At 63.1% G+C, this 25,464-nt stretch carries 25 protein-coding genes and 1 pseudogene; 11 read left to right on the top strand and 15 right to left on the bottom strand.

Features of this window, described 5'->3' with window-relative positions; translation table 11 throughout:
* Positions 1–393: 393 nt before the first annotated feature.
* Both greA and AC0V7N_RS15700 read right to left on the bottom strand, forming a co-directional pair.
* On the bottom strand, positions 394–867 hold the full coding sequence (gene greA, locus AC0V7N_RS15705; protein ID WP_023767588.1) for a transcription elongation factor GreA: 474 nt from the start codon (positions 865–867) through the stop codon (positions 394–396).
* Positions 868–1,120: 253 nt separating this feature from the next.
* Positions 1,121–1,657 carry a tetratricopeptide repeat protein gene (locus tag AC0V7N_RS15700; RefSeq protein ID WP_475458992.1) on the bottom strand — a complete coding sequence of 179 codons (537 nt, stop codon included), beginning with the start codon at positions 1,655–1,657 and terminating at the stop codon, positions 1,121–1,123.
* A gap of 172 nt (positions 1,658–1,829) precedes the next feature.
* On the opposite strand from AC0V7N_RS15700, the gene AC0V7N_RS15695 reads away from it, so the two are divergent.
* From AC0V7N_RS15695 to AC0V7N_RS15685, 3 genes are all read left to right on the top strand, one after another.
* Positions 1,830–2,255, top strand: coding sequence for a DUF3775 domain-containing protein (locus tag AC0V7N_RS15695; RefSeq protein WP_027058602.1), 426 nt, complete (start codon positions 1,830–1,832; stop codon positions 2,253–2,255).
* Between the two features lie 698 nt (positions 2,256–2,953).
* The gene (locus AC0V7N_RS15690) at positions 2,954–3,541 is read left to right on the top strand and encodes an extensin-like domain-containing protein (RefSeq protein WP_475458989.1); all 588 of its coding nucleotides are present in this window, start codon (positions 2,954–2,956) and stop codon (positions 3,539–3,541) included.
* Between the two features lie 197 nt (positions 3,542–3,738).
* A complete protein-coding gene (locus tag AC0V7N_RS15685; protein WP_475458986.1) occupies positions 3,739–4,545 on the top strand; it encodes an extensin-like domain-containing protein in 807 nt (268 codons plus the stop codon).
* 7 nt (positions 4,546–4,552) lie between these two features.
* On the opposite strand, the gene AC0V7N_RS15680 is transcribed toward AC0V7N_RS15685, so the two are convergent.
* Positions 4,553–5,272, bottom strand: coding sequence for a gamma-glutamylcyclotransferase (locus tag AC0V7N_RS15680; RefSeq protein ID WP_475458984.1), 720 nt, complete (start codon positions 5,270–5,272; stop codon positions 4,553–4,555).
* 110 nt (positions 5,273–5,382) lie between these two features.
* Between AC0V7N_RS15680 and AC0V7N_RS15675 the strand changes: the two genes are divergently transcribed.
* Positions 5,383–6,090 (top strand): LssY C-terminal domain-containing protein, encoded by a 708-nt coding sequence (locus AC0V7N_RS15675; RefSeq protein WP_475458981.1) that lies wholly within the window; start codon positions 5,383–5,385, stop codon positions 6,088–6,090.
* Positions 6,091–6,252: 162 nt separating this feature from the next.
* Positions 6,253–7,563 carry a hemolysin family protein gene (locus AC0V7N_RS15670; protein ID WP_475458979.1) on the top strand — a complete coding sequence of 437 codons (1,311 nt, stop codon included), beginning with the start codon at positions 6,253–6,255 and terminating at the stop codon, positions 7,561–7,563.
* An 18-nt stretch (positions 7,564–7,581) separates the two neighbouring features.
* Here the strand turns inward: AC0V7N_RS15670 and AC0V7N_RS15665 are convergent, their stop codons facing one another.
* The 4 genes from AC0V7N_RS15665 to AC0V7N_RS15650 all read right to left on the bottom strand — a co-directional run bounded on the left by AC0V7N_RS15665 (position 7,582) and on the right by AC0V7N_RS15650 (position 13,450).
* Positions 7,582–8,901, bottom strand: a complete 1,320-nt coding sequence (locus tag AC0V7N_RS15665; protein ID WP_475458976.1) for an HlyD family type I secretion periplasmic adaptor subunit — start codon at positions 8,899–8,901, stop codon at positions 7,582–7,584.
* 3 nt (positions 8,902–8,904) lie between these two features.
* Positions 8,905–10,659, bottom strand: a complete 1,755-nt coding sequence (locus AC0V7N_RS15660) for a type I secretion system permease/ATPase (protein WP_475458974.1) — start codon at positions 10,657–10,659, stop codon at positions 8,905–8,907.
* 35 nt (positions 10,660–10,694) lie between these two features.
* Positions 10,695–12,185, bottom strand: coding sequence for an endo-1,3-1,4-beta-glycanase EglC (eglC, locus tag AC0V7N_RS15655; protein WP_475460349.1), 1,491 nt, complete (start codon positions 12,183–12,185; stop codon positions 10,695–10,697).
* A gap of 350 nt (positions 12,186–12,535) precedes the next feature.
* Positions 12,536–13,450, bottom strand: a complete 915-nt coding sequence (locus AC0V7N_RS15650; RefSeq protein WP_475458971.1) for a DMT family transporter — start codon at positions 13,448–13,450, stop codon at positions 12,536–12,538.
* A gap of 197 nt (positions 13,451–13,647) precedes the next feature.
* Here AC0V7N_RS15650 and AC0V7N_RS15645 point away from each other — a divergent pair, with 197 nt between their 5' ends.
* The 3 genes and pseudogenes from AC0V7N_RS15645 to AC0V7N_RS15635 all read left to right on the top strand — a co-directional run bounded on the left by AC0V7N_RS15645 (position 13,648) and on the right by AC0V7N_RS15635 (position 16,137).
* Entirely contained in the window at positions 13,648–14,052 is a 405-nt protein-coding gene (locus tag AC0V7N_RS15645; RefSeq protein ID WP_475458969.1) for a YciI family protein, read from the top strand.
* Positions 14,049–15,289, top strand: a pseudogene (locus AC0V7N_RS15640) (RNA polymerase sigma factor). The gene AC0V7N_RS15645 and the pseudogene AC0V7N_RS15640 overlap by 4 nt, the downstream one beginning before the upstream one ends.
* 83 nt (positions 15,290–15,372) lie before the next feature.
* A complete protein-coding gene (locus AC0V7N_RS15635; RefSeq protein WP_475458964.1) occupies positions 15,373–16,137 on the top strand; it encodes a hypothetical protein in 765 nt (254 codons plus the stop codon).
* Between the two features lie 39 nt (positions 16,138–16,176).
* On the opposite strand, the gene AC0V7N_RS15630 is transcribed toward AC0V7N_RS15635, so the two are convergent.
* The 4 genes from AC0V7N_RS15630 to AC0V7N_RS15615 all read right to left on the bottom strand — a co-directional run bounded on the left by AC0V7N_RS15630 (position 16,177) and on the right by AC0V7N_RS15615 (position 20,550).
* Positions 16,177–17,733, bottom strand: a complete 1,557-nt coding sequence (locus AC0V7N_RS15630) for a DHA2 family efflux MFS transporter permease subunit (protein ID WP_475458962.1) — start codon at positions 17,731–17,733, stop codon at positions 16,177–16,179.
* Between the two features lie 7 nt (positions 17,734–17,740).
* A complete protein-coding gene (locus AC0V7N_RS15625) occupies positions 17,741–18,844 on the bottom strand; it encodes an HlyD family secretion protein (RefSeq protein ID WP_475458960.1) in 1,104 nt (367 codons plus the stop codon).
* Positions 18,841–19,395, bottom strand: a complete 555-nt coding sequence (locus AC0V7N_RS15620) for a winged helix-turn-helix transcriptional regulator (RefSeq protein ID WP_496627943.1) — start codon at positions 19,393–19,395, stop codon at positions 18,841–18,843. The genes AC0V7N_RS15625 and AC0V7N_RS15620 overlap by 4 nt, the downstream gene beginning before the upstream one ends.
* 174 nt (positions 19,396–19,569) lie before the next feature.
* On the bottom strand, positions 19,570–20,550 hold the full coding sequence (locus AC0V7N_RS15615; RefSeq protein WP_475458956.1) for a quinone oxidoreductase family protein: 981 nt from the start codon (positions 20,548–20,550) through the stop codon (positions 19,570–19,572).
* 97 nt (positions 20,551–20,647) lie between these two features.
* Here AC0V7N_RS15615 and AC0V7N_RS15610 point away from each other — a divergent pair, with 97 nt between their 5' ends.
* Both AC0V7N_RS15610 and AC0V7N_RS15605 read left to right on the top strand, forming a co-directional pair.
* Entirely contained in the window at positions 20,648–21,055 is a 408-nt protein-coding gene (locus AC0V7N_RS15610) for a winged helix-turn-helix transcriptional regulator (RefSeq protein ID WP_475458954.1), read from the top strand.
* A gap of 74 nt (positions 21,056–21,129) precedes the next feature.
* Positions 21,130–21,939, top strand: coding sequence for an MBL fold metallo-hydrolase (locus AC0V7N_RS15605; RefSeq protein ID WP_475458951.1), 810 nt, complete (start codon positions 21,130–21,132; stop codon positions 21,937–21,939).
* Positions 21,940–21,998: 59 nt separating this feature from the next.
* Here the strand turns inward: AC0V7N_RS15605 and AC0V7N_RS15600 are convergent, their stop codons facing one another.
* A complete protein-coding gene (locus tag AC0V7N_RS15600; RefSeq protein WP_475458949.1) occupies positions 21,999–22,604 on the bottom strand; it encodes an NADPH-dependent FMN reductase in 606 nt (201 codons plus the stop codon).
* A gap of 91 nt (positions 22,605–22,695) precedes the next feature.
* Here AC0V7N_RS15600 and AC0V7N_RS15595 point away from each other — a divergent pair, with 91 nt between their 5' ends.
* Complete coding sequence (locus tag AC0V7N_RS15595; protein ID WP_475458946.1) at positions 22,696–23,064, top strand: winged helix-turn-helix transcriptional regulator; 369 nt, start codon at positions 22,696–22,698, stop codon at positions 23,062–23,064.
* Between the two features lie 169 nt (positions 23,065–23,233).
* On the opposite strand, the gene AC0V7N_RS15590 is transcribed toward AC0V7N_RS15595, so the two are convergent.
* The 3 genes from AC0V7N_RS15590 to AC0V7N_RS15580 form a co-directional block, all read right to left on the bottom strand.
* The gene (locus AC0V7N_RS15590; protein ID WP_475458944.1) at positions 23,234–23,437 is read right to left on the bottom strand and encodes a hypothetical protein; all 204 of its coding nucleotides are present in this window, start codon (positions 23,435–23,437) and stop codon (positions 23,234–23,236) included.
* 132 nt (positions 23,438–23,569) lie between these two features.
* Complete coding sequence (locus AC0V7N_RS15585; RefSeq protein WP_027044112.1) at positions 23,570–23,965, bottom strand: acyl-CoA thioesterase; 396 nt, start codon at positions 23,963–23,965, stop codon at positions 23,570–23,572.
* Positions 23,966–24,321: 356 nt separating this feature from the next.
* Positions 24,322–25,263, bottom strand: coding sequence for a phosphoribosylaminoimidazolesuccinocarboxamide synthase (locus tag AC0V7N_RS15580; protein ID WP_475458941.1), 942 nt, complete (start codon positions 25,261–25,263; stop codon positions 24,322–24,324).
* Positions 25,264–25,464 lie beyond the last annotated feature (201 nt).

The following is a 25,464-nucleotide window of genomic DNA, read 5'->3' as shown; positions in this document are numbered from 1 at the left end:
AAACGGCAGGGCAATCGCATATGGAATTTCTGAGTCTTTGCAGCCACTTAGTGGCTGGGAGACACTTTTGCCGACGTTCGATCGCGGTATCGAACCCGAATCGGAGCAAGAACGGATCAGAATCAAATCGCGAACCGTCCGCGTCGACGATTTTCTTGGTATCCAGCCAAGTATCTGGAAAACCAAGAAAATCGCCATATGCGATTGCCCTGCCGTAAACGGGGAGAAAGAAGCTGGCCCGCAACGCCGGCGCCCTTCTTGCAACGTTGAAAATTGGCGAAACCATCGATGAGCGCGTCCTTCTCCCCGTTCACGGGGAGAAGATGGCGGCAGCCAGATGAGGGGCAGCGCGGCGTTTGAGCAAAAGAGCCCAGTGCCCTCGCCTTTTGGCGCCTAGATGAACTGCACCTGGACGATCTCGTAACCCCTGGCACCGCCGGGCGCGTTGACCTCGATGGCGTCGCCGACTTCCTTGCCGATCAGCGCCCGCGCGATCGGCGAGGAGATCGAGATGCGGCCGGACTTCACGTCGGCTTCCTGGTCGCCGACGATCTGGTAGGTCTTCTTTTCCTCGGTATCCTCGTCGACCAGCACCACGGTGGCGCCGAACTTGACCTTTTCGCCGCTGAGCTTGGTGACGTCGATCACTTCAGCGCGCGCGATATAGTCTTCGAGCTCGTTGACGCGGCCCTCATTGAGGCTCTGCGCCTCTTTCGCGGCATGATATTCGGCATTTTCGGACAGGTCGCCATGCGAGCGCGCTTCGGAGATCGCCTCGATGATGCGCGGCCGCTCTTCCTGCTGGCGCCAACGCAGTTCTTCCTTCAATGACGCGAACCCCTCGCCTGTCATCGGGACCTTGTTCATGATGCCTGACCTTTCCTGCCGCCACCCCCGCGTTTCGGGGAAAGCCTTGTCGATGGGTACAAAAAGAAAACGGTCCGGCAGCCTCGGGCTAACGGAACCGTTTCACCGCAATTTCCCAAGATATAGCAATCTTTCCGGGTTTTTCACGTCCAAAAATCGGTTTTGCAAAAATCATCCCCGCTTTCAGCGAGGCAAGGGCAGCAAAAAGCGGCCGCGATCGCTCGCGGCCGCTTCGGAAAGCCCTGGAGCCTGATCAGCTCCGCATGAAATGGTCGATCTGCTCGGACAGCATGCCGTATTCGCGCGATCCCTTGCCGGTGCGCTTCTCGATTTCCATCAGCTGCTGCTGGGCGCCGGCCAGATCGCCGATCTGCAGATGCGCCTCACCGAGATACTCGCGCACCAGCGTGTAGTTCGGGTCGATGCGCAGCGCTTCCTCGTAATAGCCGAGGCCGACGGTGACCCGGCCGGAATGGCGGTGCGAATAGCCGAGATAGTTGAGGATGCGCGGATCCTGCTTGTTGGCAGCGAGGCTCAGCACGGCGATCGCCTCGTCATAGCGCCCGGCCATCGCCAGCGCATGACCGGCATCATAAATGCTGTCGTCGTCCAGCATGCCTTCCTGGGGCGCGACGCACTTTTTCTTCTTCTTGTCCCAGACTTCGCCCTTTTTGCACTGGGTGACGGTCGCATCGCTGCCACCGCTACTGCCCGCCGCGTACACCGGGACGGCGAAGAACTGCAGCGCGACAAGGGCAGTCGCCGCCTGGATCAGGATTCTTTTATGCATCGAAGCCTCCTTGAGGGGTGAGAATGCAACACTAACGCCAAGTGCCTCGCGTTTCATCCCGGAAAAAGCAGGGCCGGAAAAAGCAGGGCCGGAAAAAGCAGGGGTGGAGAACATCAGGTGACGGATGCGGCAAATCCGCTATCATCCGGCAAACGACGGACGGAGAGGGCCCGTGCAGCGGCGACTTGAAAAGGACTGGGACCTCACGATCGGCCCCGACACCGTGCGCCTGTTCATCCTCAAGGCCAAGGCGCTGAGTGCCGCCGTCAACGAGGACTATGCCGACGGCGCCGAACACGAGGTCGAACTCGACGGCGAGTCCCATGTCAACCACCACCATGACGGCCTCGCCGAGGAAAGCTCTGAAAACCTGACAGAGGAAGAACTGCGCGAGCTGATCAACGACCTCAATGTCGATGAAGCCGCCGAACTGGTGGCGCTGGCATGGGTCGGCCGCGGCGACTACGATGCGTCCGAGTGGGCGGATGCGCTGGCCGCGGCGCGCGAACGCGCCAACAAGCGCACGGCGAAATATCTGCTTGGCATGCCGCTGCTTGCCGACTGGCTGGAGGAAGGCCTTGAAGCGATCGGCGCGTAACGGCGTGGTTACCGTTCGTGATGGGCTGAAGGCAACCTCCGGGCGCGCGCGCCGTTGACGGCGATGGGGTCGTCTGTCTTTTCCCGAATATACAGGATTGCACTGGCTACGGCCGTCACCGCTTTGCTGGTGGCGCCGGCCGACGCCAAACATCGTCACAAGCATCACAGGCCACTGACACCGAGGGTGGAGCAGCCGTTGACACCGCGGGTCGACCAGCCGTTGAAGCCGCATGGCCGCCATAAGGCGAAATCGCGAGTGGAGCAGCAGTCCACCCCGAAACCGGCTCAGCAGAAAACGCAAAATGCCCCGCCATCGTCTCTAACGCCACCGCCTCCAACATCATCCCCAAAGCTGCCATCGCCTGCCGATGCGCCGGTGCCTGAACCACGTCCCGCAGCCGCTGCAAAGACGGAAGAGCAGAAGACCGACATTCCCAAGACCGACGGCCCCAAAACAGACGGCCCCAGACAGACGCAACGTCCGACCAGTTCAATGAAGAAAAGTCACGTCAGAAAAAGCAGGCGCGGCCCGAACCGTCGGCCCCAGAGCCGCCAGCCGATACGGAAAGCGAGCCGGAGCCGCCAGCCGACGTACCGACCCCGACGCCAAAGCCCGACATTGAGGAACCTGAGGCTCAGCCGCCGGCCGTTGCCCCACAGCCGCCTGAAAAGCCGGCCGATGCCGGCGACAAGAAGATGCTGCCAGATCCGCGCTCGGCCGACCGGCCTGCGGACAAGATGCCTGCGGCGGAAGTCGCTTGCCGCGAGCGGCTGAAGGGTCTCGGCGTCGAATTCGAGGAGCACAAGGCGGAAAGCAATCCCGAAATCGGCTGCTCCATCCCCTATCCCCTCGTCATTAAGACGCTCAACAAGTCGATCGCCATCGGTCCTGCCACCGAGCTCAACTGCTCGATGGCCGAGGCGGCCGCCCGCTTCACCGCCGATATCATCCAGCCAGCCGCCAAGGCGGAGTTCGGCACGGAGTTGAAGTCCATCAGCCAGGCCTCGGCTTTCGTCTGCCGGCCGCGCCATGGCACCAGGAAACTGTCGGAGCATGCATTCGGCAACGCGCTCGACATCGGCAGCTTCACACTCTCCGACGGAAAGAAGATCGAGATCGGTCCGTCGCCGCCGGAAAAGGACGCCAAATTCCTCAACGCAGTGCGCAAGGCCGCCTGTGGGCCCTTCAAGACCGTGCTTGGGCCGGGTGCCGACGCCGATCACGCTTTGCATTTCCATCTCGATCTCGAGCCGCGCAAACATGGCGGCACATTTTGCCAGTGAGCACGCTGTAAAGGCACATGCCGCATTTCCGCCGCAGGCGTGAACGCGGACGCTGAGCTTTCCTTTACCCTTGATCGTTAAAATGCCGGATATCCGAACCAAGATCCCGAAAAGTGGGAACCGGTTTTCGGAAAAGATCATGGTCAGGCAAAAGTTCGAACCTGATCACGGATCAGGTTCGAACTAGGATTCCGCCAATGGCCGGCAAATTTCGCGCCGTGTTCTTCGCCACCGTGCGCCATTCGAAACCCGCGATGCTGCTGGCCGCCGGCCTCACTCTCGCGGCGGTTTCGGCTTGCAACACCGGCAGCGTGCTGTCGCTGCAGCCGGCCGTCGATGTCGGCGCGCAAACGGCGGCCGTGCCGCAATATACGGGCATGCAGAGACTTGTCCCGTCCAATCCCTACATGACGCAGGCCGCCTATCCGCGCATGGATGAGCCGATGTCGCCGGTCGAGCAGATACCGGCCAGCGAAACCGATTGCCGTCAGCAGCTGAAGCGCCTCGATGTCGCCTACACCGACCTGGCGCCGATCCATGAAGGCCAGTGCGGCATCGACTATCCCGTAAAAGTCACTGCCATCGGCAGCATCCAGATGAAACCTGCCGCGACGCTGACCTGCGACATGGCCGCCACCTTCGCCGCCTGGACGAAGAACGAGCTCGTTCCCTCAGCGCGCTGGCGCTACTTCTCCGGCGTCAAGACCATTCACCAGGGCTCCAGCTATTCCTGCCGCAACATCGCCGGCGAAGGTGTTTTGTCCGAGCATGGCAAGGGCAACGCGCTGGACGTCATGAGCATCGAGCTCAACAATGGCGACGACATCGACGTGCGCAAGCCCGGCCTGTTTGCCTTCCGCACGCGCGGCTTCCTCAACAATGTGCGCGCCGATGGCTGCCAGTATTTCACCACCGTGCTCGGCCCCGGCTACAATTACGACCACCGCAACCATTTCCACTTCGACATCAAGAACCGCAAGAACGGTTATCGCGCCTGCCGGTAGCAATTGATCAGGTAGGTCCTGCGCCAGCGGTGGAAGCGATGATTTGCCGTGCCACCATGTCCTGGATGCGCCAGAGGTTCCGGTCGTGGATACCGCTTTCCTCCAGCTTGCTGACAGTCCGGAACAGATACTGCGCCGACGAGCCCCAGTGTCCGGCAGCTCGCGCGAGCGTATCCGCGACCTGCTCCGGCGGCAGCCGTCCTGCATAGGCCCTGCCATCTGGCGCGGCGACGAAAGCCAGGGCGCGCAGCGGCCCCTCCTTGGTCTTGACCTTGATCCAGCAAGGCACGTTGGTTGGCGGGTTGGCATCGATCTCGCGGCGCATAAGCTGGCCGAGTTGCCCAAAATGGTCTTCCGCAGGCAGTCGATAGACAATTCCATTGCAGCTGCCGCCGCGATCGAGCGCCAGCATCAAGGCCGGCAATTCGCGGGTGCCACGCCAGCGGGTCAGTTTCAGACAGAACGAGCGGTGCCATCCTGGCGCAGTGGCCGGGCGCTGCTCGACAGGAACGAATTCAGGATTCCAGATCAGCGAGCCATAGGCAAATACCCACAGCGCTTCAGGCCGGTATTGCGACAACAGTTGCTCGACAAGGCCGTCAAACTCCGCGTCCGTGTGCTCGGCTGCTCCAGGCTCAGGGCCAGGATCAGGTTCGATACGCTCGACCCTCGCGACAAGGTCGGCGGTCAACGCCATCGGTCCGCGGCCTGCCGGCTTTCGCTTCATTCCTGCCCCCACACAAAAACGATGGCTGACGATAAACCGGCTGCGCATCGCTGGCCATTGATTTCCAGGGTCCGTCAGGCAACAGATACCGCACGAATCGAGCCTCCTTCATGAGCCAACGAAGCCTTCGGCGACGCATTGCAATCTGGGTAGCGGCCCTGCTGGGTGCCTGGTTCGCGCTTGCCTATCTCGCCGCGCCGGAATTCTGGACGTTCCGGGAGCGCGGCTTTCGCGACCAGCGCTTCGAAATGGTGACGCACACGCCGCAAGGCATTCCGGGCGACCCGATCAATGTCGGTCTTGTCGGCACTGAAAAGGAAGTGGTCCATGCCTTCGCCGTCGCCGGCTGGGACACCGCCGATGCCGTCACCCTGAGAACCGCCATCGATATCGGCGAAAGTGTCCTGTTTTCCCGCCCCTATCCCGATGCGCCGATGAGCCGCCTGCTGTTCGACGGTCGCCCCCAGGATCTCGCTTTCGAAAAGCCGGTCGGCGACAGTGCCGACCGGCGCCACCACGTCCGCTTCTGGCAGACGGATACGGTCGGCGACGACGGCCGCCCGCTCTGGCTGGGTGCCGCCAGCTTCGATCGCGGCGTCGGCCTCAGCCACGACACGGGCGCAATCACCCATCACATCGGTCCCGACATCGATGCCGAACGCGACTTCCTGATCGGCGACCTGAGCGCAGCCGATCTGCTGGCATCAACCAGCGACATGGGGGGCATCGGCGCCACCAAGACCGGCCGCAATGGCGGCGGCGACCCCTATTTCACTGACGGCAAGGCGATTATCGGCGTGCTGAAGCAGTTGCAGTGAATGAAATGGGCCTTGCGACAAGGCCGTTGTCGCAAACGGTCGAAAGAGGCATCGTCTGTGCGATGCCGCGTGGCCGTGTCGCTTCATCAGCCAGCACTGTCATCTTCTAAAAATGCTGGCGGACTATTTTCGAGCGGCCCGCCGCAATGCTATTGAGCCCTCATGCTATACGTTGAAATTGCTATCGTGGTCGTCCTCATCTGCGTGAACGGCCTTTTGTCGATGTCCGAACTCGCTATCGTTTCATCGCGCCCGGCACGGCTCAAGGCAATGATCGACCGCGGCGTCAACGGCGCCGGCCGTGCGCTGGACCTTGGCTCTAACCCCGGCAAGTTCCTGTCCTCGGTGCAGATCGGCATCACGCTGGTCGGCGTGCTTTCCGGCGCCTTCTCCGGCGCCACGCTGGGTGACCGGCTGTCGGTGTACCTGGCCTCGATAGGCATGCGCGAAAGCGTCGCCGACCCGCTCGGCGTCGGCATTGTCGTTGCCATCATCACCTATTTCTCGCTGATCGTCGGCGAACTGGTGCCCAAGCAGATCGCGCTGCGCGACCCCGAGCGCGTTGCTGCCCGCGCCGCTCCGGCCATGACCATCCTGGCGACTGTCTCGGCGCCCTTGGTGTTCCTGCTCGACATTTCCGGCCGCGCCATATTGTGGCTGCTTGGCCAGCGCGGTGAAAGCGAGGAGAAGGTCACCGACGAGGAGATCAAGATGCTGGTCGCCGAGGCCGAGCATCACGGCACCATCGAATCCGACGAGCGGCGCATGATCGCCGGCGTCATGCGGCTTGGCGACCGCGCCGTGCGGGCGGTGATGACGCCGCGCACCGAGGTCGACTGGATCAATCTGCAGTCCGACGACACGACGATCCGCAAGCTTTTGATGGAAACCCAGCATTCGCGCCTGCCGGCCGGCGACGGCGGCGTCGACGTCATGGTCGGTGTCGTCCAGACGCGCGACGTGCTGGCCGCGATCCTTGCCGGCCGCACGCTCGACCCGCGCAAGCATGTGCGCGCCGCGCCCATCGTCTACGACCAGGCCGACGCGCTCGACGTGCTGCACAAGCTCAAGGAATCCGACGTGCCGATGGCGCTGGTGCATGATGAATACGGCCATTTCGAAGGCATCGTCACGCCGGCCGACATTCTCGAAGCCATCACCGGCGTGTTTCGGGCTGACCTCGATGCCGGCGACGAGGAAAACGCCGTCAAGCGCGAAGACGGCTCATGGCTGCTTGCCGGCTATATGCAGGCCGACGAGATGGCCGAGATTCTGGGCATCGACCTGCCCGAAAACCGCGACTACGAGACCGTCGCCGGCTATGTGCTGTCGCACATGCACCATCTGCCGGCGACCGGCGAATGCGTCGACGCGCAAGGATGGCGCTTCGAGGTGGTCGATCTCGACGGCCGCCGCATCGACAAGCTGATCGCCACCCGCCTGCCCGGTAGCCAGCGCGAAGCGGTGCGCTGATCGTTCGATCCCCAATGTCTACCGCTCCGTGAAGGCGCGAGCGAAAGAATCGAGCATCGGCCGTGCCAGATACTCGAAGAATGTCCGGTCGCCAGTGCTGATGAACGCCTCGACAGGTGTTCCGGGATAAAGCTGCTCGGGCCTCACGCCGGACGGCAACTCGGCGGCAATCTTCAGCCTGGCGCGGAAATAGGGCTCATGCGTAGCCTGGTCGATGAGCCGGTCCGCGGAAATTTGGGTCACGGTGGCTGAAACCTCTGGGGTAAGCCGCATGTTCAAGGCCGACAATCGCAGTTTCGCCGGCTGGCCGACACGGACCTGATCGATGTCTTTTGGCCGCAGCCTTGCATCGACGATCAGGCCCGGTGCCGTGGGGAGTATCTCCATGATCTTTTCGCCGGGGGCAACCACGCTGCCCTTGGAATTGTAGGTCGACGAGACGACTATGCCCGCCGCCGGCGCCTTGATCGTCGTTCGCCGCAGCACCGCCTCCGACGCCCTGATCTGTTCCTCGATGTCGGCCAGGTTGGCGCGAACCTCATCCAACTTGGTCAGTGCCTCCTCCACACGCTGCGTGGTGAGGTGCTCTGTCTGCTCCTGGGCCTCGACGATCTGGGTGTTGGCCGCTGCAAGATTGGCCTCCATCGCCCCGGCCTGCCCGACGAGGTCCGCTTCGCTGCGCAAAAGCTGGGAGTATTCGGTACGATTGGTGAGGCCCTTGTCCAGCAGGCTGGTCTTAATGCCGAGCTCCTTCTTCACCAGTTCCACCTGTTGCTGAATGGCCTGTTTCTGGGCCTGCAATCCCACGACCGACTGTCGATGCATGGCGACCCGTTGGACGAGGATCGATTGTTCCGATCGAAACCGGGCGAGCCTGGCGTTGAATTCCTTCTGCTGTTCTCGAACCAGCGTCTCGAAATCGTGCTGGAACGGCGCCGGCGCCGCTTCGGGGATTGGCGCCAGCCGGTCCAATCCGTCACGTTCCGCCTCCAGCCGCGCCGCGCTCGCCCTGAGTGCGATCGACTGTCTCGTCAACCGGTTAAGCTCGGCCCGCGCGGCTGTTGGATCCAGCACGATCAGATCCTGGGACTGTTGCACGCGATCGCCTTCATGGACCAGCAATTCCTGGATGATGCCGCCCTCGGGATGCTGGATCAGGATGTTTCCACCGGTCGCCGAGATCGTGCCTTGCGTGATCACCGCTCCTGACAAGGGCGCGCTGACGGACCAATAGCCAAAGCAACCCACCCAGAGCGCTATTGCCGCGTATCCGGCGGATGCCACACGCCTTATATCGGTGGGCGGACTGCCTTCCCGGGCGAGGCTCTGGACTGCCATGGTCTATGATCCGAAGCGGGTGTTGTGCGTGCGAAGCGTCGCGGCGAAAGACCCTGTCACCACCGGATACTGCCGGGGAATGCCCTTGCCGGCGCCCGTGCTGGCCCCAGACTGCCGCAACACCTCGCCGCTGGGACCGAAGGCTTCGATCACGCCGCCGCGCAAAAGCATCACGCGGTCACAGGAGGCAGCAATCGAAGGGCGGTGCGTGATGACGATTGTCGTGACGCCGGCCGCTTTCACGGCGGCAAGCACCGCTTCGAGCGCTGCTTCGCCCGCGCCATCGAGATGGGTGTTGGGCTCATCCAGGACGAGAATCTTGGGAGCGCCATAGAAGGCGCGCGCCAGCCCGATCCTCTGGCGCTCGCCGCCCGACAAATTTCTGTCCGACGGACCTATCAATGTCTGGTAGCCGTCCCGCTGCGCCAGGATCAGGTCATGCGCCTCGGCCCGCCTTGCTGCCTCGATGATCGAGGCGTCATCTGCATCGGGGTTGAAGCGGGCGACGTTCTGCGCGATCGATCCTGGAAAGAGCTCCACCTCCTGCGCGAGGTAGCCGATATGCCTTCCAAGTTGGCTTTCGTCCCAGGTCCTCAGGTCGGCGCCGTCGATCCTCACCGCGCCGCCGGTCGGCCGGGCAGCGCCCACAAGCAACCGCGCCAGCGTCGATTTACCGGCGCCGCTTGGGCCAACGATGGCCAACGCTTCGCCGGCGCCAATTTGGAAGTTCAGTCGCTTGAGGATGGGTTCGGTGCCGGGCTGGGCATTCGGCGCCATGAAGAAAACGTCCTGCACGGAGATCGCGCCAGTCGGATCGGGCAGGATCAGTTTCCGCGCTTCAGCCGGACGCGCCGCAAGCGCCGTCTCCAGCCGGCTCCACGCTCTCCGGGCGTCGGCGATCTGCCGCCAGGCACCGATCAACTGGTCGAGCGGCTGCAGCGCGCGCGACGACACCAGCGAGGAGGCGAAGATCATGCCTGCCGTCATCTGCCCTTCGAGCACCAGCCACGCGCCGGCGCCGAGGATCGCCAGTTGCAGCATCATGCGTAGCGCCCGCGAGGCACCGCTGAAGATCGCATTGGCACTCGAGGAGCGGTCATGGAAGGCGAGCGCTGCCCCTACGTGCCGTCCCCAGACCCGCGCGGCGTTCTCCACCATGCCCATGGCGCGCAGTGTCTCCGCATTGCGCGCAAAGGCCTGTTCTGCCTGGCTGGCTAAAGCCGAACGCTCCGCGGACAAGGCGTCGTTCCTGCCGATGGCAAGCTGGTTGGCCACGACCAGGAGAAGCAGAAGCGCCGCACCGGCGACCGTCACCCAAAACAGCACCGGATGGATCAGATACAGCAGGGCGAGAAAGACAGGGGCGAAGGGCAGATCGAACAACACAGCCACGCCGCGCGACCTGATGAAGGCGCAGACCGAGGCGAGATCGCGCAGCGGCGACAGGCCGCCGGCATATTTTGCGCCAAGCGAAACGGCGAATGTGCCGGCACCCAGCTTCCGGTCGAGGGTCGCCGCGACGCGCTGCGTGTAAACGGCGCGGATCGCGTCCAGCAGCCCGAGAACCGCGAGCGCGAGAACCGCGATGGCCGAAAGATAGACAAGCGTCTCGACGCTGGAGGACGGCAGCACGCGGTCATAGACCTGCAGCAGATAGAGCGGGATCACCAACAGCAGGATGTTGATCAACAGCGAGAAGACGCCGACATCGGCGATGGCGCGCATGAAGACCGGGCGCAGGTCGGACGGTCCGGTCATTTCCGCATTCCCCGACGCTGCATGATCCCGGGACCTTACGCGTGGCCCCCAAATTCGGAACCGCCGTGCAGCGTGCTGCTGGCGATACTGTGCGTGCCAGTGCTGGCTGTAGTGCTGCTGCTGGCGATGTTCAGGGCATTTGCCGGAGCACTGTCCAGCGTATAGGCGCGGACGTAATCGATCTTCATCTCGGCCGGCGTGGCCAAATGATCCGGAGGGGTGCCGGCCAAGCCGCCGACCGCGAGATCGACCAGCATATACATCGGCTTGTTCATGTCGGACGGCGTCGCCGCTTCTGCGACCTGCACACCGTCATAGGTCCAGACCAGCTTGTCCGGCGTCCAGAGCAGGCCATAGGTGTGGAAACCGGCGGGGTCCGAGACACTCACTGTCGACGTGACCTTGGTGTGCGTTCCGGTCTCATTGGAGTGCGCTGTCATGATCAACGAGTTCGGGGCTTGGCCGGTCGTCTCCACGACATCGAGTTCCGGTGGCCACGAACCGTCTTCCGGGAGCAGCCAGAAGGCCGGCCAGGCGCCGGCGTGCTCTGGCAGGTCGGCCCGCATTTCGAAATAGCCATAGGTCTGCGAGAAGGTGTCGTGGGTCGTCAGGATGCCTGAGGTGTATTCATAATTGTTGATCAGCGGCTTGATGTCCGCTGGCGCCTGCGCCGCGGTGATGGTGAGCACGCCGTTGTTCACGCTGAACGGGTGGACGGAACTCGTCGGTGCGTAATTGGCGTCGATATACCATTGCAGCTCGTTGTTGCTGGTCAAGGTGCTGCCGTTCGGCGCTCCCCACGAGAAGTTGGTATCCCACGTGCCGCCCTGGCTGTTGTGAAGATTCAGCGTGTTGAAATCGTCGCTGAAGGACAGGCTCATTGCGGACTTGTCGATCGGCAATTCGAACTGGCTGGGCTGCATCTTGTCGATGGTCGTGTCCTTGAACTCGAGGATCTCGCCGGATCCGAGGTTCAACAGCACGTTCGATCCCGCCTGGATCATGCTTGAGTGGATGGCGTCGAACGACGTGAACCCATAGCCATTCAGGCGGACGGTGTCAGTGGCGGCAAAATTCGCTATTAGATCGCTTCCATTGCCTTTCGAGACGATGAAAGTGTCGTAACCGCCGCCGCCGTCGATCAGCACATCGTTTCCCGCGCCGCCGTCCAGCGTCTGGTGCCCGGCCTGGGCGGTGATGATGTTGTCCAACCCGTTTCCGAAAGCATAGTTGTTGGCGTTTGTGACGACGAGGTTCTCGACATTGTCGGGGAGCTTGTAGCTCATCCATGTGCTGATCGTGTCGATGCCTGCCCCAGCGGCCTCGGCCACCTTGTTGCTCGCCGCATAGAGGTAATAGATGTCATCGCCTGCGCCACCATGCATGGTGACGCCGGATGCTCCGTAGAACGAGTCGTTTCCGGAGCTGCCGTACAAGTCCGGCCCGGACCCTGCCGCTGAGAACCAATGGGTGGAAGCGCCGCTGTAGGGAAGAGGAACGCCTAAGGCGTTGACGAAGAAGCTCATCGGATAAATCCTTCTCCTGATGCCTCGCCTGCCTGGATCGTTCGATTCCAGGTGGCCGCATCCGGACCAAAATTGCCATGCAAGATAGCGTTCCAGGAGCTTGCCACATCGTTCACCATTACATCGAACATTCAGTGACGTTTTCCGGACCGGAAGCACAACAACCCGACTAATGGTCTACAGACCGTAATTCGATTGACAAAATATTTAGTAGAATTTTACAATAGGCAGATCTACTTACGATCACGTTTGATTCAGGCTACGCACAAGCGCTCCCTGCTTTTGATAAGATCGTGCAATTTCTGCGGTGAGAACTACGCGTCGACGTGTCCGTGGAGGGCGCTTCCCCCTCAAATCGCGGCTTCGATCGGCTCGGCAAGCTTGGGATTCGAGCGCGCGGCGATCAGGCAGCTGGCCACGATGAGGCCGGCGCCGGCCAACGTGGTCCAGGTCACCGCCTCGTCGAAGAAGAACCAGCCGAGCGCGATCGCCCAGATGAAGGCCGAATATTCCGTCGGGATCAGATATTGCGCTTCGGCACGCGCATAGGCCCAGCTCATCAGGAACTGGCCGGCGAGCGACAGTGCCGTTACGCCTGCGAGCGGAAGCCAAAGATTGCTGGGCAGCGCAACGGCGAGCCAGGGCGCGGCAAGACCGAGGGTGACCGCAACGCCAAGGTTCTGGAACAGCATGATCTCGACTGGCTTGGCCAACAGCGCCTGTTGCCGGGCGAGGATCAGATTGTAGGCATAGAAAACCGTCGACGCGAGCACAGCGGCCGTGCCGAGCAGGGCATCCCTGGCGTAGCTTGTGTGGCCGAACTGTCCGGCCACGATGATGACAACGCCGGCAATGCCGGCGAGCGAGGCCCAGATCGCCTTGCGCTGAATCCTTTCGCCGAGCAGCAGCACGGCCAGCAAGAGTGCAAACAGCGGCGCGACGAAACTGAGCCCGATCGCCTCCGCCAGCGGCAACCTCGCAAGCCCCCAGAAAAAGCACAGCAATACAAAGCTGACGACCACCGCGCGCAGCACATGCAGCCTCAGCACCGCGGGCGTTGGAAGCGAGCGCGGCCCTGCCAGCCAGCCCGCGCCGGCGACCACGGTGGCCAGCATGCTGCGCCACAGCACCGTGTTATAAACGCCGACCGCGATGACCAGCACCTTCATCGCCGCATCCATGCCGGACAGCAGGAAGATGCCGAACACGCAGACGAGCACCGGGATCGTGGGGGAGATTGCGCCGGCCAGGCTGGATGATTTCACGGATTTGCTCGAGTGAGGAATTGCAGCCTGACATATCAGGGCAAACTGGCAGGGCCAGATGGCAGCCTCGCCCATATGGCGGTCCAACGCCTCTAGTCTTGGCGCGACCAGGGATTTGAACTTTTTTGCCACTCGTGTCGATTTCGCCATCCTCCATTCGTCGTATCATCGAACCAACGCAACGAAGGAGAACGACCATGCGGTTCATGATGCTGATGATCCCCGCCGGCTACGCAGAGGCGGCGCCCGATGTCATGCCCGATGCCAAGGCGGTGGAGGGGATGATGAAATACAATGAGGAGCTGAAGAAGGCCGGTGTGCTGCTGGCACTCGACGGGCTGCATCCGCCGTCATCGGGCGCGCGGGTCAGCTACAAGGGCGGCAAGCCAGCCGTCACCGACGGACCGTTCGCCGAGGTCAAGGAGGTGCTGGGCGGCTATTGGGTGATCGACGTGCGCTCGCGGGAAGAGGCCATCGAATGGGCCCGCCGCTGCCCCGCCGGGGAGAATGATGTGATCGAGGTCCGCCGCGTCTTCGAGATCAGCGAGTTCCCCGAGGACGTCCAGAAGGTGGCGGAAGGCTTTGGCGAGCTGAAGGGTTGACGGCCACAGCCACCATCGAAGCGGTCTGGCGGATCGAGCAGCCGAAGCTCACCGCCAGGCTTGCCCGCTATCTCAGGGATGTCGGGCTAGCCGAGGAGATCGCGCAAGATGTCTTCCTGCTGGCGCTGGAGCGCTGGCCCCGCGACGGCATCCCGCGCAACCCTGCCGCCTGGTTGACCGAGGTCGCCAGGAACAGGGCGCTCGACCGCTTGCGCCGCACCACCATGATCGACGGCAAGCATCGCGAACTTGCCATCGACCTCGCCGAGCTGGAGCGCGAGATGCCCGACATCGAGGCCGCGCTCGACGAGGATATCGACGATGACCTTTTGCGGCTGATCTTCACCGCTTGCCATCCCGTCCTGCCGGCCGAGCAGCGCGCCGCCCTTGCCTTGCGGCTGCTGGGCGGGTTGTCGACGCCGGAGATCGCCCGCGCCTTCCTGGTGCCGAAGCCACGGTCGCCCAGCGCATCGTGCGCGCCAAGCGGACGCTGCGCGATGCCGCCATCCCATTCGAGACGCCGCGCGGGCAAGAGCGACGCGAACGCCTCGCCGCCGTGCTGGAGGTGGTCTATCTCACCTTCAACGAGGGCTATGTGGCGACCACGGGGCCGGACTGGCTGCGCGCCGATCTCTGTGGCGAAGCGCTGCGCCTCGGCCGCTCGTTGGTGGCGCTGATGCCTGATGAGCCCGAGGTGCAGGGACTGGTGTCGCTGATGGAACTCAACGCCTCGCGCTTCCCTGCCCGCACCAGCAAAGCGGGCGAACCGATCCTGCTGCTCGACCAGGACCGCAGCCGGTGGAACTGGTCGCTCATCCGGCGCGGCCTCGACGGCCTGAACCGCGCCATGACCCTGACGCCGACACCCGGCCCCTATCTCCTGCAGGCGATGATCGCCGCCTGCCATAGCCGCGCGGCAACAGCCGCCGACACCGACTGGATTGCAATCGCCGCATACTACCAGGCGCTCGCCTTGGCGGCCCCCTCGCCCATCGTCGAAATCAACCGGGCAGTGGCCGTCGGCATGGCCTTCGGCCCGGCACAGGGTCTCGCCATTGCCGATGCGCTGAGAGACGAACCACGCCTGAAGGACTCGCACCTCTTGCCCACGGTGCGCGGCGATCTCCTGGAGAAACTCGGACGTCCGGCGGAAGCCCGCGCCGCGTTCCGCCAGGCCGCCGGATTGACCGGCAATGACAGGGAGCGGGCTTTGCTACTCGCCCGCGCGGGCGACTAAGCCACCCACCCGCCCCGGCACCTACCGCGTACCGGTACGCTGACGCGGACGCCTGTGCTGTGCGACCTGGACTTGTTGGGCCGATGGCCAGCCTGTATCGTTCATCAATGTCTTGGCGGCGGCTCTCGCCTGCAAAGTCGTGCGGCCATGGGAGGCGAGCCTTGAGTTCAGTCCAGGCACAAGACGTCAACCAGATCATTGCCTATGGCAGCGGCAAGACCGCATTGAAATACATCGCCTTCTCGGCGCTTGTTCTCATTGTCGGGCTCGTTGTCGCCTTCGGCAGGAATAACTGGCTGTTGGGTGTTCCCTTGGCGGCTGTGGCCGCCATCGTGATTGTCTGGCAAATCAACGGATTGCTGACCGCCGAGCCACTGTTGTTGCTATCGCCGGCTGGATTGCGCCTCAACCTCGACGGCTATGTCTTTCTCGACGTCCCCTGGCGGGAGGTGGAGGGCATTTCCTGGCTCGACATTACCTTCGAGGTTGTGAAGAGGCGATGGGGCACGTCTTGGTATCGCTGGGGCAAAGACCAGTACCGGGATGTCACCGCGCTGCAGGTTTCCGAGGCGTTCATGGATGAAACGATCATGCCTCTGTGGAGGGCTGTCTACCGAAACAGCAGGGGGGCAAAGCGGTTCGGCATCGGTCTGGTGACCTTCACATTCGCCCCGAACCTCACGGCCTCGCGTCTGGGCAACATTTTTCCAGCCCAGGATGGCAAACGGTTCGTCGCGCTGCCCCACGAAGTGCTCTCCACCAACCGCGAGCGGCTTCGCGCCGAAGTCGAGGCCCGCTGGCAGGCTTTCGGCAAAAGGACGGACACCGGCGCCGCCGCATCGAGATGAATCGCTGAAGAGCCGATACCCGGAAAACCCGGGCGCGCCTCAATGTGCGCCGGGAGGCAGGGGCTTCGGCGCGACGTTGCGCAGGAACGGAACGAGCGCCGTCGCGATGACGAAAGCGACCATGATCACCAGGAACGCATCGGCATAGGCCATGGTCGAAGCCTCGCGATAGGCCAGTTGCCACAGCTGCTTCAGCGCGGCGGTATGACCGTCCGCAATGGCGCCGGGCAACTGTCCGTAGCGCTGGCCGACAGTATCGACGAGCCGCATCGCGGCCTCGTTCTGTGGCGTCAGAAGCGAGGCGATGGTCAGGAAATGGAAGTTGGTGCGGTCGTTCAGGATCGCGCCGCAAATGGCGATGCCGACGGCGCCGCCGAGATTGCGCATCGTGTTGAACAGGCCGCTGGCATATTTCAGCCGTTCGGGCGGCAGGCTGCCAAGGCCGAGATTGACGCTTGGCGCGACAGCGAAAACCTGGGGGAAGCCGCGGAACAGTTGCGGGATCAGAAGCTCGGCAGCCCCCCACTGGCTGGTGATGGCGCTAAAGCTCCACATCGACGCACCGAAGGAGGCCAGCCCGAACATCATCAGCCAGCGTGTGTCGAAGCGCTTGGCGAGGAAGATGTAGACGGGCACGCCGACCATCGAAGCGACACCGGTGGAAAACACCGCCATCCCGGTCTGGAAAGCGTCGTAGCCACGGACATAGCCGAGGAACAGCGGCGTCAGATAGATCGTGGCGAAGATGCCGATGCCGGTGACGAAGGACAGGAAGCAACCAATGGCGAAATTGCGGTTGCCGAAGGCACGAAAGTCGACCACCGGCTGCGCATAGGTCAGGCTGCGGATGACGAACAGAACCATGGTAACGCTGGCAACGATGGCGCCGTTGCGGATCGTTGCATCGTCGAACCAGTTCCAGCGCGTGCCCTCCTCCAGAACGTACTCCGCCGTGCCGAGACTGACGGCCATCAGAACCATGCCGATATAGTCGGCGCCCTTCAGCAGCGACGGATCGGCTTTGTCGATCTTGACCAAAAGCGCGACGAGGATGGTGATGATGGTGCCTGGAATGACGTTGACATAGAACAGCCAGTGCCAGCTCAGGGTGTCGGTGATCCAGCCGCCGATGACGGGGCCGAGCGTCGGCGCGATCGAGGCGATGCTGCCGACCACCGCCGCCGCATAGACCCGCCTCGGCCCCTGGAAATAGTGGAACGACGAGGTAAAGACCGTCGGGATCATCGACGCGCCGAGCAGCCCCTGCAGCGCGCGGAAGACGATCATGCTTTCGATGCTCCAGGCGAAGCCGCACAGCATGCTGGCCAGCGTGAAGCCGGCCGCTGAGATGGTGAACAGCCAGCGTGTCGAGAACACCCGGGTGAGCCAGCCCGACAGCGGGATGACGATGATTTCGGCGACCAGATAGGAGGTCTGCACCCAGCCGATCTGGTCCTGCGCCGCCGACAGGCCGCCGCCAATATCCTGCAGCGAGGAGGCGACGATCTGGATGTCGAGCAGCGCGATGAACATCCCCACGCACATCACCATGAACGGCAGGATGCTGACGAAGAAGGATTGCGGGCGCTCTGGCATGGCGTCCTCAGCGCGACGCGGTATCGACGGTCACGACGGTGGACAGACCAGGCCGCAGCGCGACCTTCCGCGCCTGCTCCGGGTCGATGGTGATGCGGACGGGAACGCGCTGGACGATCTTGGTGAAATTGCCGGTGGCGTTCTGCGCCGGGATGACGCTGAAGATCGCGCCGGTCGCCGGGCCCAGGCTGGTGACATGGCCCTTGAGCGGCTGGTCGGGCGCGATGTCGGTATAGACCGTCGCCGCCTGGCCATCGGCCATGCTGCGCAGCTGGTCCTCCTTGAAATTGGCGTCGACCCACAGCCCGCTCTCCGGGACGATCGTCAGGAGGTAGCTGCCCGGCGAGACATAGGTGCCGACCTGCGCCAGCCGGTTGCCGACGAGGCCGTCGATGGGAGCGCGGATCTGCGTGAAGCCGAGATCGAGCTCAGCCGTGTCGAGATCGGCCTTGGCGGCCAAAACGGCGGCGGTCGCTTCCGATATCTGCGTGTTGAGGACATCGAGCTGTTGCTTGGCCGCTGCAAGCCCCGCGCGAGAGGCGGCGACCGATGCCTTGGCCTGACCATCGGCGGCAAGGCTTCTCTGCGCGTCCTGCTGCGTGCCGGCCTTGGTGCTGGCCAGCACCGCATAGCGTTGAGCATCCTGGGTGGTGAAAGTAGCGGCGGCGCTCTTGGCGACGAGATCGGCCTCGGCCTGCTCGATCAGCGAATTCTGCAGCGAGACCTGGGCGCGGAGATTGTCGAGCGCCGACTGCTGCTGCTGGACGGAAGCCTGCGCACGCTCCACCGCCGCCTTGAACGGCCGGTCGTCGATGCGGATGATCAGCTGGCCGGCGGCGACATGCTGGTTGTCCTCGACGAGGATCTGGTCGATGTGCCCCGCGACGCGTGGCGCCAGCGGCGTGACATTGCCGCCGACATAGGCATCGTCAGTCGAGACGAGGAAACGGCCGGCCTGCCACCACTGAAAGCCGTACCAGCCGGCGACACCGATGGCGATCGCGGCGCCCAGCATGACGAACGGCCTGCGGCGCTTTTTGGCGGGCGCGGGAACCTGGACGACCGATGGCTGCACGGGCTGCAACTCGGCAGCGGAGAGAACCTTGTTCATTGGCGGCGTGCCTCATCCGACCTGTGTTCAATCACCGTGTTGTCGGTGAGCGGCAGGCCGGAGCCCTCGCTGCTGAAGCGATAGCGCTGCCGCATGCGGTCGGTTGCCTTGGGTGCGGTGGCCATGATGAACTCATCGCTGTCGAGTTCCTTGCCACTCCGGCGATCGACCAGAACTGGTTCGGCCCAGCGCCCGTCAGCCTTGTCCACCACCACCAGGCTCGGGCCTTCGGGGGCGAGATGCTTGTTGCCCCAGGCGAGCAGGGAAAGCAGCACCGGGCGGAAATCGCGCGCCTTGGCGGTCAGCAGATATTCATGGCGAAGCGGCCGTTCGCAGTAGGCGCGCTTTTCGAACAGGCCACGCTCGACCAGGCTGTTCAGCCGCCGCGTCAGAATGTTGGGCGCGATCTCCAGGCTCTTCTGAAACTGGTCGAAACGCGTCAGTCCCTGGAATGCGTCCCGCAGGAGCAGGATGCTCCACCACTCGCCGACATCGTCGAGGCTGCGCGCGATGGGGCACGGGCGTGTTTCGAAGCTTGTTTTTGCAACCATGACCGGAGTCTCTTTCAAAATGAAAGTGACTCATAGCCAAGTTAGTAGCATTATGCAAGTCACTCGAGTGTGATCGGAACGGGGTGGTTTTCTTTCTTCGTTGGGGATCGTGGATGAAGCCCCATCCGGCCCATTGGGTGAAACAGGTCCTAGCGGTACGCCGCTGGTCGCCCGTCAAGCCACCAGCACGAGCTTCCCCGTTGAGCGGCGCTCGTCCAGCAGCCGGTGCGCTTCGCCGGCCTGGTCGAGTGGGAACCGTCCGCCGATCGCGACCCGCAGCCGGCCGCTCGCCGCCAGCTCGAACAGTTCCGACAGGCTCGCCCGCAACACTTCCGGCGGCAGCAGCGGCAGCAGCGCGAAACCTCTCAGCGACTGGTTGCGGCCGATCATCGCCTCCAGATCGGAAGCCGCGAGCCCATACCGGCCGAGCGCCGCAAAGACCAACTCGCCGCCAGGCGTCAAAGCCTGCAGCGACAGCGCCGTCAGCGCGCCGCCGACCGTGTCGTAGATGATGTCAGCGCCCTGCCCGTCGGTGGCGTCGCGGACATGTGTGGGCCAATCCGATTGTGTGTAATCGACAGCCGCATCAGCGCCGAGTGACAAAGCAAGATCGAGCTTGGTCTTGCCGCCGGCAGCCGCGATGACCCGACTTGCGCCCTTCAGCTTCGCAAGCTGGATAAGCAGCGATCCGACACCACCGGTGGCAGCCGGCACCAACACCGTCCTGCCCTCGGGCGGGCTCTGGCGCAGCAGATGCAGCGCCGTCAGCCCCTGCACCATCAGCGCCGTCGCTTCTTCGAACGAGACTTCATCCGGCAGCGGCACGGCGAGATCGGCCGAAATCGGCACCTGCTCGGCATAACCGCCGTGAGGACGCTGTGAGGCAAACAGCGGCGCGGCGACACGGGTCCCCAGCAGCGCCGCATCCACCCCTGGGCCAACGGCCTCGACGACTCCAGCCACTTCCACGCCGGGAAACATCGGCAATTGCGGCGTTACGGCGTAACGGTCCGCGCGCATCAGCACCTCGAAGAAGTTGATCCCGGCGGCGTGCACCCGGATCAGCACCTCGCCGGCCTGCGGCACCGGCTCCGGCAGGTCGACGACCTCCAGCACCTCGGGACCACCGAAGCAGCTGAATTGAATGGCTTTCATGGCAAACTCCAATCACACTGGCATCGGCCGTGCTTTGCCACTATCTGCGAGGCGGCGACTACACACTCATTTCTCCCCTGCTGACCAGGAGGTGACCATGGCCGGCCCGGTCAAAAAAATGCCGATCAAGAGACTGCCGCTACTGCCGGCGGAGCGCGCGCTGAAGGTGATCGCCGGGCGCTGGAAGGCGGTCATCCTCTACCACCTCTTCGATGGTCCCCGCCGGCTGTCGGCGCTGAAGGCGATGATGCCTGGCATCACCCAGAAAGTGCTGATCCAGCAGCTGCGCGAAATGGAGGAGCACGGCCTCGTCAGCCGCGAGATCTTCGCCGAAGTCCCCGCGCGTGTCGAATATTCTACGACCAGCCTCGGCCTCAGCCTCGAGCCGATCCTGCTGGCGCTCTGCCAATGGGGCCAGCACCACGCCGATGAGCTGGACGACAAGCACCGCCTCGCCGACTGCATCATCCGGCCACGACAGGCACAGCACGCACAATTGGCTTAGATCGAATTGACCGGGCGGTTGCGGACACTGGCTACTCATCGCAGACCGTCGATATCTACAGAACGGAATGGCAAATGCACCGCATAGCTTCGGGCGAATTTCATTGGACCTACACTCTTGGTGACTTGCGCATCACCGCCTTGCGCGATGGCTATGTCGACATGCCGATCGGACGGCTTCGGCAAAACGGCGACAAGCTATTTGGCGATGACTTGCCGGAACAGGTCCCATTGTTTGGCGGTCAGCTCAGGCTCTCCGTAAACGCCTTCGCGATTGACGATGGGAATGAGATAACGCTGATCGATACCGGCGCCTCGAATGCCTGGCACCCCACCATGGGCCGCCTTCCCCAGGCGCTGGACGAGGCCGGCATCGATGTCGAAAAAGTCCGCGCCGTCTGCTTCACCCATACGCATCTCGACCACATCCATGGCCTTGTGCTTGCTGATGGCCGGGACGCTTTCCCGCGGCTGGCGCGCCTGCTCGTTCCCAGGGAGGAACTCGGCCTTTTCCGCGCCGTAGCGCGGCTTGAGCGATTTCACGACATGGCGGAACCATTCGAAGCCGGAGACCGTCTCGGGGCACATGTCGACATTATCGGCGCTCATGGCCATGAAGTGGGTCATAGCTGCTTTCGCGTTTCGAGCGGCGGCGAACGCATTTTGATCTGGGGCGACACCGTTCACGTCCCATCACTCCAGTTCGATCGGCCCGAGGTGACGTGGGAATTCGATACGGATCAGGATCAGGCGCACGAGAGCCGGTTGCGGCTGCTGGCGCTTGCGGCGGACGACAATCATTTCGTTGCCGGCGCGCATCTGGATTCGCCCGGCATTGGCCGTGTCGTCCGATCCGGTGGCAGCTTTCGATTTGAGCCGCTGTAATTAAAAAGGGCGGCGCATGCGCCGCCCCATATCCCTTGGGAGGATAATTCGACCGGCGATCAGGCCGCCTGAACTTCCTCGGCCAACACATCGGCCTGACGCGCCTTCTTCAGCGCCTTGGCCCACCAGGCGACGTCGTTGACCAGCGCCGTGGCGGCCTGGTTCAGGTGCTCGAGGTCTTCCAGCTTCTTCTCGCCCTGACGCACGGCGAGGAAATCGCCCCAGGCGATGTGGACAGCCGACTTGACCGGCGCCATCTGCAGTTCGACGGCATGGAGGCGAAGCTGCTCGACAGCGCGGGCGCCGCCGACGCTGCCATAGCCGACGAAACCGGCCGGCTTCTTGTTCCATTCGTTGGCGGCGTAGTCGATGGCGTTCTTCAGCACGGCCGTCGGGCCGTGATTGTATTCGGCGGCGGTGAAGATGAAGCCGTCATATTCGGCGACCTTCTTCTGCCAGCGCTGCGCCACTTCGTTGGTCGACGGCACCCAGGCGGAAGATGCAACCTCGTCGAAGAAGGGCAGCGGGAAGTCTCTGAGGTCGACGACCTCGACCTCGATGTCGGCATGCGACTTGGCGATCTTGGCGATCCATTGGGTCGGCACATCGGCGAAGCGCGCGGCGCGCGTCGAACCGACGATGATGGCGATTTTCGGCTTTGACATGGGGGCTCTCCATTCCAGTAAAAAGCTGGTATCGTTTAGATACCGGCGCTATATGAGATACTGTCAACTGCCGACGCAAGGAGGCACCGTTTTGTTACTGAGGCACCCGCATAACACCGAAGACTGCCGCGCGATTTCAGAAATCCTGCAGCGTGTCGGCGACAAATGGACCGTGCTCGTGGTCGGCAAGCTTGGCAGCGGACCGCTGCGTTTCAACGAGCTGCGCGCGGCTGTCGGCGGCATTTCGCAGAAGATGCTCACCACCACCTTGCGCGGGCTGGAACGCGATGGCTTCGTCACCCGCACCGTGTTTCCGACCATTCCGCCGCGCGTCGATTATGAACTGACCGAACTCGGTCACGAACTGTTGATACCGGTCAGCGCGCTTGGCGAATGGGCGCGCAGGAACACGCAGCGCGTCCAGGCGGCACGCGAAAAATTCGACGGCGCGCATGGCTGAAACCCTTGCACGGCAAGGGCTCCGTCGTTTCGCTGTGAGCGAAATTGCCTGGCGGCAAGCGACCTCATGGTTCTCTGAATGCAGCCTGGCAACTTTGTCGTATGGCGCTTTGGGTTGACTGACTCACGCGCTGCTTTGACCACGACACTCGCAGACCAAAGGCAACCGTTCAGCTTCTCGGCGCCAAGACCTCGCACGGCGCCGGGCTGCAGGGCGCGCATGTCGCGGCCGGCTTCCGGGCACCCTTGTCGCCATGCAGGCAAGAGGTGTGCGGAAGGTCGTTTTTGACTTCGGCATAGGCGGTTACGCCGAGCAGGCAGACGACAGCGACAAGGGCTGCCACGAGCCAGCCGTTCAGCATGTGTTGACGCATTGTCTCCCCTCCAACGCCGGCACAATCGGGCGTGAAGGCAACCACTGGATGTCGCGAAACGCATCGCTCGCATCAGCGGTGTAACAATTGCCCCATATTGGGAGAACGGGGGAACGGCGGAACGGGCTTTCGTCAACCCTCGGCCGGAACGGCCTTCGGCTTGCCCTCGCCGTCCAGCGCCACCATGACGAAATCGGCGTGCGTCACCTTTTCCATCAGGTCGGACAGATAGCGCTGCGCCCAGGCCTCGACCTTGAGCGTCATCGAGGTGCGGCCGACGCGCTCGACATGGGTGTAGATGCACAGCGTATCGCCGATCTTCATCGGCTTGGCGAAGGACATCTCCTTGACCGCCGCCGTCACCACGCGCCCCCTGGCGCGCTCGGCGGCACGGATGCCGCAGGCAAGGTCCATCTGCGCCATCACCCAGCCGCCGAAAATGTCGCCGGCGGCATTGGCGTCCGAAGGCATGGCCAGCGTGCGCAGCGTCAGGTCTCCGATCGGCCGTCCTTCCGCGTACTGCACCATGCGAGAAAATCCTTGTGAAGTGATGGTCATCGACCCCGTATCGCCGCTACAGGAACAGGTCAACGCGCCACAGCTACTTTTTCCTCGCCTCCATAGGCCATAGGCTAACCTTGGCATTCGCCCGGTTGTGCCCGATTTTCAGCGGCTTCGGGTTTTTGGAGCGGGCTTCCCCCACTCCGTCGCTGCTTCGCAGCGCCACCTCTCCCCCCTCCGGAGGGAGAGGAAGGGAGCCAGCCGGCATAAGCTCGCGCCTTTCCTCTCCCCCGTCGATCGGGGGAGAGGTGGCGAGCGAAGCTCGACGGAGTGGGGGTCGACTGCGCGGCGTAAGATCAGGTGCTAGCTGAGAGGCACACCTCTCAAAAATAACCTGCAAGGTTAGCTCGGATGCGGTCCAGCACCGTGCCACCGGACAGGTCGGGCATAAACGCCTTGCCGGTGATCGCCTCGTAAGCCTGCGCATAGACACTGGAGGCCTGTTCGACGATCTCGTCCGGTATCGTTGGGATCGGGTCCTTGTAGGGATCGCAGCGTGCCGCCACCCACGAACGGATGAAATCCTTGTCGAAGCTGTCCGGCCGCGTGCCGCTTGTGAGGGCCTGCTCGTAGCTCGCCGCGATCCAGTACCGGCTGCTGTCCGGCGTATGGATTTCGTCGGCCAGGATGATCGTGCCGTTCTTGTCGGTGCCGAATTCGTATTTCGTGTCGGCGAGGATCAGGCCGCGCTCGGCGGCGCGCGCCTGGCCGCGGGCAAACAGCTTCAAGGCGTAGCTCGAAACGGTGTCCCACTGCGCCTGCGTGAGCAGTCCCTGTTCGAGGATCTCGGCCCTGGACAGCGGCTCGTCATGGGCGCCATCCGCTGCCTTGCTCGTCGGCGTGATCACGGGCTCGGCCAGCTTCTCATTGTCGCGCAGCCCGTCCGGCAGGCGCATGCCATACATCTCCCTCTCACCGCGCTTGTAGCGGGTCAGGATCGAGGTGCTGGTGGCTCCCGCCATATAGCCGCGCACCACGATCTCGACCGGCAGGATGTCGAGCCTTGTGCCGACGACGACATTGGGGTCGGGATATTCGAGCACATGGTTCGGGCAGATATCGGCGGTTTCCTCGAACCAGTACCGTGCCGTCTGGGTCAGGATCTCGCCCTTGTACGGGATCGAAGTCAGGATGATGTCGAAGGCGCTCAGACGGTCGGTGGCGATGATGATGCGCCGCCCGTCGGCCAGGTCGTAATTTTCGCGGACCTTGCCCTTGTAGTGGCCCGGCAGCTCAGGAATGAAGGCATCCGACAGGGTACGCATATGATTTCCCGACTTCCTAGGATTGGCTGATGCCATCGCATAAGCTGTCGACCCCATGCATATCAAGCGCGATTGTCGGTATTCCCCGCAACTCGACCTGACATCCCAGTCGCATTTTTCACAACGCATGCCGGAAGGCGCGGCGACTTAGCAAGGCTGCCGCGTCTAGGCTGCGGCCAGATTTCCGGAGCCGCCAATACC

Source organism: Mesorhizobium kamtschaticum, assembly GCF_056174585.1.
Note: the sequence above shows the minus strand (reverse complement) of the source record. Positions and strands in the feature narration are given on the sequence as shown.